This is a genomic window from Roseobacter sp. GAI101 (assembly GCF_000156335.1).
Lineage (GTDB): Bacteria > Pseudomonadota > Alphaproteobacteria > Rhodobacterales > Rhodobacteraceae > Sulfitobacter.
Genome location: NZ_DS999213.1, coordinates 1701703 through 1713182, shown reverse-complemented (window position 1 = coordinate 1713182; position 11480 = coordinate 1701703). Strand labels below are relative to the sequence as shown.

9 protein-coding genes are annotated in these 11480 nt (G+C 55.2%); 7 read left to right on the top strand and 2 right to left on the bottom strand.

What is annotated here, in order from left to right; genetic code table 11:
• The 3 genes from RGAI101_RS08055 to istB all read left to right on the top strand — a co-directional run.
• The coding region (locus tag RGAI101_RS08055; RefSeq protein WP_254655257.1) for a tryptophan--tRNA ligase at positions 1-710 on the top strand (710 nt) is incomplete at its 5' end.
• A gap of 110 nt (positions 711-820) precedes the next feature.
• Positions 821-2320, top strand: coding sequence for an IS21 family transposase (gene istA, locus RGAI101_RS08050; protein ID WP_157044708.1), 1500 nt, complete (start codon positions 821-823; stop codon positions 2318-2320).
• The gene (istB, locus tag RGAI101_RS08045; protein WP_008225471.1) at positions 2317-3075 is read left to right on the top strand and encodes an IS21-like element helper ATPase IstB; all 759 of its coding nucleotides are present in this window, start codon (positions 2317-2319) and stop codon (positions 3073-3075) included. Before istA ends, istB begins: the two co-directional genes overlap by 4 nt.
• Positions 3076-3483: 408 nt before the next feature.
• On the opposite strand, the gene RGAI101_RS08040 is transcribed toward istB, so the two are convergent.
• Positions 3484-4571 (bottom strand): IS3 family transposase gene (locus RGAI101_RS08040; protein WP_085980057.1). Its coding sequence is split into 2 segments (ribosomal slippage): positions 3484-4310 and positions 4310-4571, totalling 1089 coding nucleotides; the frame shifts between segments, so codons are not numbered across the junction.
• A gap of 142 nt (positions 4572-4713) precedes the next feature.
• Between RGAI101_RS08040 and RGAI101_RS08030 the strand changes: the two genes are divergently transcribed.
• From RGAI101_RS08030 to RGAI101_RS08020, 3 genes are all read left to right on the top strand, one after another.
• Positions 4714-5763, top strand: coding sequence for an AAA family ATPase (locus RGAI101_RS08030; RefSeq protein WP_008227052.1), 1050 nt, complete (start codon positions 4714-4716; stop codon positions 5761-5763).
• A 1541-nt stretch (positions 5764-7304) separates the two neighbouring features.
• Positions 7305-7955 carry a methyltransferase family protein gene (locus tag RGAI101_RS08025; protein WP_198133682.1) on the top strand — a complete coding sequence of 217 codons (651 nt, stop codon included), beginning with the start codon at positions 7305-7307 and terminating at the stop codon, positions 7953-7955.
• Positions 7956-8147: 192 nt separating this feature from the next.
• The gene (locus RGAI101_RS08020; protein WP_008226153.1) at positions 8148-9365 is read left to right on the top strand and encodes a methionine adenosyltransferase; all 1218 of its coding nucleotides are present in this window, start codon (positions 8148-8150) and stop codon (positions 9363-9365) included.
• Positions 9366-9540: 175 nt separating this feature from the next.
• Here RGAI101_RS08020 and RGAI101_RS08015 read toward each other — a convergent pair whose 3' ends face one another.
• Positions 9541-10401: a LysR family transcriptional regulator gene (locus RGAI101_RS08015; protein ID WP_037229283.1), complete on the bottom strand. Its 861-nt coding sequence runs from the start codon at positions 10399-10401 to the stop codon at positions 9541-9543.
• 119 nt (positions 10402-10520) lie between these two features.
• Between RGAI101_RS08015 and RGAI101_RS08010 the strand changes: the two genes are divergently transcribed.
• Positions 10521-11468, top strand: coding sequence for a Bug family tripartite tricarboxylate transporter substrate binding protein (locus RGAI101_RS08010; RefSeq protein ID WP_037227724.1), 948 nt, complete (start codon positions 10521-10523; stop codon positions 11466-11468).
• Positions 11469-11480 lie beyond the last annotated feature (12 nt).

Genomic DNA, 11480 nt, shown 5'->3' with positions numbered 1-11480 from the left:
ACTTCGTCAGCGTCGCGCGGCTTGAGCGAAACCCTACCATAAGAGAAGAAATCCGCGCCCGCGGCTTCGGAAGGGATATCCCAGCTGGATTCCTTTGTTATCCTGCTGCACAAGCCGCGGATATCACAGCGTTCAGGGCAACGGTGGTCCCTGTTGGGGAAGATCAAGCCCCGATCATTGAGCAAACCAACGAGATCGTTCGCCGGATCAATCATACCGCTGGCGCGGAGATACTGCCTGAAACGAAAGCAATCATCCCGAAATCTGGTAGGCTCCCGGGAATTGACGGAAAAGCAAAGATGTCAAAGTCGGGCGGGAACGCCATTCGGCTGTCCGCGAGCTCAGATGAAATTCGCGCAGCCGTGAGGGCAATGTTTACGGACCCTAACCATCTGCGCGTGGAAGACCCAGGGCGTGTGGAGGACAACGTTGTCTTTACCTATCTTGATGCCTTCAATCCAGATGAAGCCGAAACCGAAAACATGAAAGCGCATTACAGGCGCGGCGGTCTAGGAGACAGCAAAATCAAAGCTCGGTTGGAAGACGTTCTTCAGAACTTGATTGCGCCGATCCGTGCAAGACGAGCAGCTTATGCCAACGATCCCGGCTATGTCGTTGATGTTATCAGACAGGGGACAGTGTCCGCGAGGGAGGTTACAGAGCGAACAAAGCGGGAGGTTTTCGAAGGTCTGGGGCTGTTCACGCTCTGAAATGTGATCGGCGGAGCAATACTCGACCACGGTAGCGGCGGCGTAGTGCGGTCGCGGGCGGCTTAAAAGTCGGCCACTTTGGCCCTTTCATTTGATGGGAGGGTTTGGGGATATTCACTGTGGAATTATATTTGAAGGTGCGTCGCGCCCATTTTCAGGATGGGTTGAGCGGGCGGCAGATAGCTCGGGATTTTGGGATCAGCCGGGACAGTGTTGCGAAGATGTTGGCGCATTCTGAGCCGCCTGGATACCGGCGGACGGCGGCGATTAAACGCCCGAAGTTGGATGCATATATCGATCAGATTGATCGGTGGTTGGCGGAAGACAAGATGCGCCCTCGTAAGCAGCGACACACATCCAAGCGCATTTTTGAACGGCTCCGTGATGAATGCGGCTTCAACGGCGGGTACACCATCGTCAAAGATTATGTGCGCAACAAGAAGCGCGGTTCGCGTGAGATGTTCGTGCCGTTGAGCCATCCGCCCGGACATGCGCAGGCCGACTTTGGCGAAGCGTTGGTTGTGATTGGTGGCATTGAGCAGAAAGCCTATTTCTTCGCGCTGGATCTGCCGCATAGTGATGCCTGTTATGTCCGTGCCTATCCTGCCGCGAACACCGAGGCTTGGTTGGATGGGCATGTTCACGCGTTTGCGTTCTTTGGAGCGGTGCCACAGTCGGTGCTCTACGACAATGACCGTTGCTTGGTTGCAAAGATCATGCCGAATGGCGAACGTCAGAGAACACAGCGGTTCAGCGCGATGCTGTCGCATTACGTGGTCCGAGACCGATACGGTCGCCCCGGAAAGGGGAACGATAAAGGTAAAGTCGAAGGTCTCGTCGGCTATTCTCGTCGTAACTTCATGGTACCAATGCCCCGCTTTGCGAGTTGGGCAGCGTTCAACGATTACCTCGAAGAACAGTGCTGCAAACGGCAAGCAGACATCTTGCGCGGCTATAAGATCAGCATCGGTGAACGATTGCAGGCTGATCTGGCTGCGATGCAGGGCTTGCCAGATGCGCCGTTTGAAGCTTGCGACCTGCGCAGTGGCCAGGTCACATCGACATCCGTGGTGCGCTATCGCGGCAATGATTACTCAGTGCCGGTGGCCTTTGGTCACCGTGAGGTCTGGATAAAGGGATTTGTGGATCGGGTCGTTATTGGCTGCGCTGCTGAGGTGATTGCGCAGCATGTCAGGTCATACGACAAAGACGATATCACCTTTGACCCTGTGCATTATCTACGACTGATTGAGCGTAAGATCATGGCCTTTGATCAGGCAGCTCCGTTGCAAAACTGGAACCTACCTGATGCATTTTCAACGTTGCAACGGTTGTTGGAAGCGCGGCAGGGCAAGGCTGGGAAGCGCGAGTACGTGCAGGTCCTCCGTCTGCTGGAACGCTTTGAGATGGAGGTGCTGCACAATGCAGTCAAAGATGCGCTTCAAATGGGAGCCATCAGCTTTGATGCCATCAAACACCTTGTGCTATGCCGCGTTGAACGCAGGCAGCCTCGGTTGGATTTGGATCTCTATCCGTTTCTGCCCAGAACGCATGTCGCGACGACATCAGCCGCATCCTACATGAGCCTGCTGGATGGAGGTGGCGCATGACCGATGCACCAGAACTGCTCTTGGCCAACCATCTCAAAACCCTGCGCTTACCGACCTTCCAGCGTGAACACGACAAGCTCGCGCGCATCTGTGCCGCGCAGGGCGTGGATCATGTCCGTTATTTGGCCCGGCTGACCGAGCTTGAACTGATCGACCGCGAACGCCGCATGGTCGAGCGCAGGATCAAATCGGCCAAGTTCCCAGCCGTCAAAAGCCTGGACAGTTTCGACTTCAAGGCAATCCCGTCGTTGAACAAGATGATGGTCTTGGATCTGGCGCGGTGTGATTGGGTCGAACGGCGGGAGAATGTCATCGCACTTGGCCCATCTGGCACTGGAAAGACCCACATCGCCCTCGGGTTGGGCCTGGCCGCCTGCCAAAAGGGCATGCCTGTCGCTTTTGTCACGGCGGCCTCACTGGTGAACGAGTTGATGGAAGCGCGAGACGAGAAACGGCTGCTGCGATTGCAACGCCAGCTCGCTAAGGTCAGCCTGTTGATCATCGATGAACTGGGTTTTGTGCCGCTCAGTAAAACAGGCGCTGAACTGCTGTTCGAACTGATCTCGCAACGCTACGAGCGTGGATCAACACTCATCACCAGCAACCTGCCGTTCGAAGAGTGGACAGAAACCTTCGGCACAGAACGACTGACCGGCGCATTACTGGATCGGCTGACACACCACGTGAACATTCTGGAAATGAATGGTGAAAGCTACAGGCTCAATCAGAGCAAATCAAAGCGTACCAAAACTTAACACATCATCAGGTTGGCCTGACGGCCAACGCGCCATGGAACGTGCTTGCTACTTAATGGCATCACGCCCCAAGGCGCGTAACCAAGTGGCCGACTTTTGCTCCGCCCCAATGGCAGGTTGTTACGCCGCCGTTGACATTGTGTGTGAATGTTCCGACGGGCAATTGAGAGACATTGGGGCCAAAAAAACGACCTTTTGTTGGGTATAAAACGAACACTGAATGTAAGTTGCTGAAATCGCTTAATAAAAATTCGCCGATCCGAAAGGGTCGGCGTTTTTTTTGAGCTCTGCGAATGATCGCCCGACACTTGACCGGGATCGCGACTTCATCTCACTTTACGGCATGGATCCGGATCCTCTCATTGAAACGGTAATCCCCCCATTTTTAATGGGGTCCAGCCGTAGAATTCAGGCGGCTGTTTTCAGTTTCATGGCGGGTGTCATGCCGCCGATACCCATATTGGGTCGCTCATTGTTGTAAGTCCAGAGCCATTCAGTCGCCTGGTCTTGTGCCTCCTCAATCGTTTCAAAGATATATTGCCCAAGCCACTCGCCGCGAACGGTGCGATTGTAGCGTTCAATATACGCGTTCTGCTGGGGTTTGCCCGGCTGGATGTATTCAAGCCGGATGTTGCGTTTCTCAGCCCATTCCATGAGCTTGCCACTGACATATTCCGGGCCGTTGTCGACACGAATTGTCTGCGGCTGACCTCGCCATTCAATGATCTGGTTCAGGCTGCGCACAACGCGCTCCGCTGGCAGCGAAAAGTCTACCTCGATGCACAGACCCTCGCGGTTGAAGTCATCCAGGACGTTCAGTGTTCGGATTGATCGACCATCCGCGAGCTGATCTGCCATGAAGTCCATCGACCACGTCTCATTTGGCCTGTCAGGCACGGCCAGTGGTTCGGGTTTGTCCCGCTTCAAGCGTTTCCTGGGCTTAATCCGTAGGTTCAGCTCCAACTCGCAGTAGATCCGGTAGACGCGTTTGTGGTTCCAGCCGTAACCCTGCACGTTGCGCAGGTATAAGAAGCATAGGCCAAAGCCCCAACTACGCTTGTTGGCTGTCAGGCGTTCCAACCAGTCAGCGATCTCTTCATTCTCATCGCTCAGAACAGGGCTATATCGAAAACACGTCTCGCTGATCTGAAACGCGCGGCAAGCCAATGCGATACTGACCCCATGTTGTGCGACTGCGTTCATGGCCATCTCTCTTCGCTGAGACGGCCTCAGCGCTTTTTTCCAAGAGCTTCCTTCAGCAGATCGTTCTGCATGCTCATCTCGGCATACATGCGCTTCAGGCGACGGTTCTCGTCGGCCATGTCCTTCATCTCTGACATCAATGACGCGTCCATCCCGCCAAACTTGGCCCGCCATTTGTAGAAGCTGGCGCTGCTCATGCCATGCTCACGGCACAGCTCAGAAACCGGCACGCCGCCCTCCGCCTGCTTCAAGATCGCCATGATCCGCGCGTCGCTATATCGTCCATTCTTCATCGTAAATCTCCTCAGTTATCTTGCCGAGAAAATTCTACTTTTGAACACCACTAATTTTAGGGAGGATTACCAAACCAAGGCAGCGACGCGCTGCTTTTCGCGGGCCCCGTCGAAGTGGCGGGTCCGCAAAGAGAGGTAAACTATGTCCCGTATCCCATTTGCTGAAGTAAACTTCTTCTCGGAACATGCTCTTTGCAGCTACCAAGTCGGCAACCGCCTGAAGAGCTTTCTCTCAAGTTACCGAAAGAAGACGGGCAGCTCAAAAGAAATCCTGTATTTGTCTGAAGCTGATAATGACAAAATCGAGCGTCGAGCTCATGCCTATGTTGGCGCGCTGGGCCGACGGTCGGGCATGAGCCACCTACAGCGTAAGGACAAGGAATGGCTTGATGCGCTGAGCAACGGCTGTGTCCTCCATCGAGTTGAAACCGAACACCGCGCTGACGAGATCGCGAGTGCGTTGCATACAGAAATGCCCTGGATGGCACCTGCAACAGAGCGGATCTGGCAGGATATGCGTGCGTCATTCCGGCGGGGCGACCTTGGCACTGTCATAAGGCCGCTCTTATTGGTAGGACCTCCTGGTATCGGCAAAAGCCATTGGGCCCGATTGCTTGGGAAAGAGCTTCAAGTCCCGACCACGGTAATTGAATCCACTAGCGAGCCCGCTTCTTTTTCGGTTACCGGATCCCAACGTGGATGGGCCAATGCTGGTCCTGGAAAGCCGCTAGAGAACATCTTGGCTACTGGGATCGCTTCTCCTGTCATCGTCGTAGATGAGATTGAGAAGGCGGGTTCGGTGAAGTCGGAACGCGGTCAGAGCTTTGCTCTGGGCGATGGCCTGCTTTCCTTGCTGGAACGATCTACGGCCGCTAGCTGGGGTTGCCCCTATTTTCGGGTGAATTTTGACATGTCATGGATCACCTGGATCATGACGGCAAACAGCACTCAGGGCCTCTCGGAGCCATTTCTGAGCCGATGTCCCCCGATGAACCTATCGGCATTAACGGTCGATCACCTTCAAGGTTTTGCAGTGCGAGAAGCAGGTCGAAGAGGGATAGGGGCAAACGCAGTTGGCTCGGTGCTTGAGGTTATCGAACACGCAAAAGAGCTACAGCTTCTAAGCCTACGGTCAGTTCTACGACTTCTTGCTGTCGCCGAGCGATCGACAAACAGGCCTTTACTGCATTGACTTCGGGAAATATCCCAATTCATCCAAGAGCCGATCGTGATGGCCAAGGATCTCAGAAGCGAACCAGAAGATGATATGTCCGGTGCGGAGCGCCACTAGGACCTGTCGCGCTTTAATGCCTGATGAAACAGATCGGCATCCGTGGCACGGTGAGTGGGAAGGTGGTCAAAACAATGGTTCCAGACACGTCAGCCCCCTGTCCGCGCGACATGGTGAACCGTGTGTTCCGAGCACCAGCTTGTTGATTTCCACTCAGAAGTGACCCGGGTCACTTCTGAGTGGAAATCAACAAACAATCCGGTTATTTTCAATTGATGACCTTCAGAACTTTACCAATGAGCACATTTCATTGAAGGAAATTGCTGAGCAAAATTGCTTTGCCCCTAGGATCATGAAAATGAAGCTGGATGGTCGAGGTTTGATTCCTCTAGCACCAAAGTATGAATTGGGCAGGATCTGGTATCGTCGCGAGGACTTGTCAGCTTTCTGATTCTCTAAGTCACCCCCAAATAACACGTCATAAATGAACTCAGGTCGCCTCTTGGCGGCCTTTTTTGTTGTTTCACCGAGATAAATTTGGCCGTTTTATACCCGGTCAAATGTTCAAGTTTGTCGTAAATCGTTTTTATCGCCTCAATGAAATCAATGACTTGTAAACCCCAATGTTTCTTAATTGCCCGTGATTACACGACAGGCGATTCAGCGCCAGTTTGTCTGAATTGTCTGCCACTCTTCGGGTCTAATTTTGCCACTGACTCCTAAGGTACTGAAATCATTGAATGTGGAAAGCGCCGGTCCGAGTGGGTCGGCGGTTTCTTTTTGGTCGTTACAGGTCGTGGGACACACCATTGCCTGACCATTCCTATGTTTTGAGTCCTCTAAGCTCCTATCAATTGACCATTGGCCCCGCGCAAGGGAGGCGCGCGGGAATTCAGATGCCAACTCAATAGCGATCCGTTGCAAGGGAACACGCTTCGTGGGTTAAAATGTCCCGGATGCGGTCGATCCCCAGAACAACTTGATCGTGGCACATAAGGTAACGACGGTTAGCAACGACCTTGCATAAGTGGTCCCGATGGCACAGGCCGCAGAAAGACGCGCTCAAGTTCGAGGTATTGGACGCGATTGCCGATCGGGGATATATTGGCGGGACTGAATTTCTAGCCTGCTAGAATGCCGATATCATATCAACTGTCACGCGGCCCGATACATCGGGGAACCGTGAAAAAAGGACGTGCTCACGAAGGCCGGGTTTGTCCCACAGCCACGACCGCATTTCTCAGCAGGCAAATGACCTTCGGTTTTTGGCGCACGCACGTTTTAAACGCCCAAAACGGGCAGCAAGGGGCTGGCCTTGGCTGAGCGGAGGTTGAGCTGGGGGAGGGACCCCAGCCTGGGCTGAGACCGTGCAGGGTTGAGCGGCAACAGACCCGGTCGTACACTCAGGACCATCCCTTGGCGGAGGTGATGACATGTCGGAGAGGCGCGGCAGAAAAGAAGGAGGCGCACCAGCATCCTTGCGGGCTTGGATAGGAGTGCTGGTGGTCTATCTCTCGATCCCGCTGATCCTGTTGATATGCGGCGGAGACTTGGGTTGGTGGCAGGCGTGGTTCTATGCACCCCTTATCATCGCCGCGGGCATCTGGGCGCGCATATGGGCAGAGCGGCGGCATCCCGGATTGACAGCCGCCCGACAAGATACTGAGAATTTCAGAAATGCAAAGCCGTGGGACAAGGTGCTTGCGCCACTGATGGCGGTAAGTATCGGGTACCCCTTGGTCATCGTGGCAGGGCTGGACCATCGCTATGGCTGGTCACCCGCATTTCCGGTGTGGCTGAATGCCGTCGGTTTTGCCCTGATCGCGTTCGGATACGCATTCGCGTCTTGGGCGTTGGCAGAAAACCGGTTTTTCTTCACCACAATGATCATTCGGACGGATCTGGGGTACGCGGTATGTGACAGCGGGCCGTACCGGTTCGTGCGGCATCCGGGGTATGCCGGAAACATTTTGCCGCTGTTCGGCATTGTGCTTGCCTTGGGCTCCCTCTGGGCTTTGATACCTGCCGCAGCGGCAATGATCATCACGATCGTCAGGACGGCGCTGGAAGACAGGACCTTGCAGGAAGAGCTGACAGGCTATCGGGAATATGCGGATCGCGTTCGCTATCGATTGTTACCCGGGGTGTACTGAACAAATTAGCATGGTGGGTGTTTGGATCGTTGATGCTAAAACCGCCTCATATATTGGCGTGTTGCAATCCAACCTTGGCACATTGATGCCGCCGGATGGCAGTCGCACCACCGCCGCTGTCAGGCCGCGAGAAAGGCAGCCTTTATAGGACTATCAGTATGGCCATTTCAGCTATTGAAGCGAGCAAGAGACATGAAACCGACAGTCAGCACGCTTGATACGCCTGAGATGGAAACGCTTGATGTCGAAATCGTCGAGCGCAAGGGGCTCGGGCACCCCGACTCCATTTGCGACGCCATTGCAGAACACTTCAGCCTGTCGCTGTGCCGCTTCTATCTGGATCGGTTCGGCCTCGTGCTTCATCACAACGTCGACAAGGCGCTCCTTTGGGGCGGTAGCGCGCGCCCCGCCTTCGGGGGCGGGCAGGTGAACCAACCGTTCGAGTTCTTTGTCGCCGGACGTGCCACGGCCGCGTTCAAAGGGATCAAGGTCCCGGTCGAGGCGTTGTTCCATGACGCTGCAACAGCGTGGTTGCGACAGCACATGCACGCCCTCGACCCGACAACGAATGCGGTCTTCCATACATTGACGAGGTCCGGTTCCCCCGATCTGGTCGAACTGTTCCTGCGGCAACGCTCTGAAGGGGTTGCCCTGGCGAATGACACATCTCTGGGCATCGGCTATGCGCCGCTGAGCGAGCTTGAGACGGTCGTGTTGCGGGTCGAGGAACATCTGAATTCACCGCCTGTCAAAGCCGCCCACCCAGAGATCGGCGAGGACATCAAGATCATGGGGGTCCGCAAGGCCGGCACTATGTACCTCACGATCAGTTGCGCCTTCGTCGACCGGTTCGTCGCGGGGATGCATGATTACTGCGCGGCAAAGGCACGCGTCGCCGAGATCGCCAAGAAAATCGGTAGCCGGCTTACCGACCGGCAAATGGTGGTCACCGTCAACGCGGCGGATGATATAGCCGCCGGAAGCGTTTTTCTGACCGTGACCGGCACGTCAGCGGAGGCAGGCGACGATGGCGAAGCCGGGCGCGGCAACAGGGCAAACGGATTGATTACGCCCTACCGCCCGATGACCATGGAATCGATCGCGGGCAAGAACCCGATCACCCATGTTGGAAAACTCTACAATCTTCTTGCCGGGCTGATGGCACATGCGCTTGTAAGGGAGATACCGGATGTCACCGAAGCACAATGCTTTCTGGTCAGCGAGATCGGCAGACCCATCGACGAACCCCAGACCGTGGATATCAAGGTGCGTTTGCGCGATCCCTGCCTGCTGCCGGATACACGACGCCACGCGCAAGAAATAGCTGCGGATCAAATCTCGCGGCTCGGTCAGATATGGTCACAATCCTTGAGCGGCGAGATCGGTTTCAATCGTTGGCCGCTCAAATAAAGTGTACCGTCCGCTTCATGCCTTTCGACAACCGCCAATGATCAAAGCCGGGCTGCGGCGCATGTCGTGCATGTTCTGCACAAGGCCCGAAATAATGGGGGGCTTTGGGGGCACCTTACGCAAATTGCAAAGCCACGCCGTCCGCGGGCGCTTGCATATCTCCCTGATAAACGGATCAAATTTCAGTTAGTGCGTCAATTAACGCACTGGTGATTTCTTCCTGGCGCGACGAAAACCGCTGCACCACCCCAAGTCTGCGGGTGATGGGGGGCGTGCCAAAGGGTAGCCAGTCAAGCGATACCGCGATCACATCCTTGAGGACAATTTGCGGCACAACCGCAAAGCCAAGCCCCGCACGGACACACCCCACGACTGCCGTCATCGTATTGACCGAGGCGATCTGTTTGGGGGAAATCCCCAACCGTGCCATTTCAGTGTCAATCTGGCGGGCAAGGGGAACCTGGGTGCGGTAGCGGATGAAATTCACATTACGCACAACATCCTCAAGCGACATATGTCCGCAGCCTGTCGGCATCAGCACGACAAGGGGCTCTTCGATGACAGGTGTCCAGCGCAGCGTGCTTGGAACAATGACATGGTCGGCCACAAGGGCCGCGTCCAATTGGCCTGAGGCGACGTTGTTCATCAACTCTTCGGACTTGCCGACCCGCAGTCGGAAATTCAGATCAGGATATGTGGTGCGCATGACTGCCAGTGCAGTGGGAACCACAGAATTGGCGCAGGTCCGCAAGGACCCAAAGGCCATCGTTCCACGGACCCGCCCTGCGGTGACAGATGCCTTTGTTTCGCTGACGATATTCAGGATGGACCGGGCTGATCGCACCATTTCAACGCCCTTGGCTGTCAGCATCGGAGGGCGTCGTGATCTGTCAAACAACTGCGCGCCGATTTCGGTCTCGAGCGCGGTTATCTGTTGACTGACCGCGGAGGCCGTGAGGTTCACGACTTGCGCCGCAGCGGCAAAGCCGCCGTGCTGTTCAATGGCCAGCAGAGTTTCAAGTTGTCGCGTATCCATCATCTAACATTAGCGATAATGGATTTAATAGCAAGAAATTGGCGCTTTGTCAGCGTATTTCTTGTGTTAGCGTTTCTCTACAATCACACCATCGCCGAATCCTAACAGGAAGAACACACATGAAAATCCGTACTAGCCTTGCTGCGCTGCTCGCCGCAGCAACCCTTATTGCCGCTCCGGTGCAGGCCGAGACGTATCCCGAGCGCGCTGTTGAATTTATCGTTCCTTGGTCCCCGGGCGGCGGTTCAGACACGTTGATGCGTCTCGTGGCCAACAACATCACGCCATTCCTGGGTGTAGACATGCCCATCATCAACATGCCGGGCGTTGGCGGCACAGTTGGTCTGCGCGAAGCATCGCGCCGTGATGCAGACGGCTACACCATCAGCCTTGTACACGAAGGTCTGCTTGTTGCGACTGAAACAGGCATCACCGATCTGGCATGGGATGACTTTGACCCGATTGCCCTGATGACAGCATCACCCCAGTACCTTGTTGCGGGCGTCAATGACAACTACAGCACGTTTGAGGAATTTGTGACCTACGCACAGGCCAACCCTGGGAAAGTCACAATCGGCGTGACATTGGGCGGCGTGCCACACCTGCACGCGGCGATGATCGAACAAGCCTTTGATCTGGAATTCAAATATGTCGGTTATGAGGGCACAGGCGAACGTGTTCGCGCCTTGATTGGCAACAACCTTGACGTTGCAATCGGTGACATCAGTTCGTCCAAACAGTTTGTGGACAATGGCGATCTTGTGTTCCTGGCCGTCGGTTCCTCGGAACGCGTTGCGGCGACCGAAAACGTGCCGACATTCAAAGAGCTGGGCAAAGATCTGGAATTGAACGTGACGCGCGGCATCGTCATGCCAAAAGGCTCTCCTCAGGAGGCGCGTGACGCAATGGAAGCCGCGCTAGAGGCGTTGTCCCAGGACGCTACCTATATTGAACAGACAAAAGGTGCAGGTGCCGATGTCCAGTTCCGTGGCCAGGATGATTATTCTGCCTATCTGGGACGCTTGGACGCGACAGTTAAGTCCCTGTCCTCGGTTCTCGCTCAATGAGCGACGCGCCAA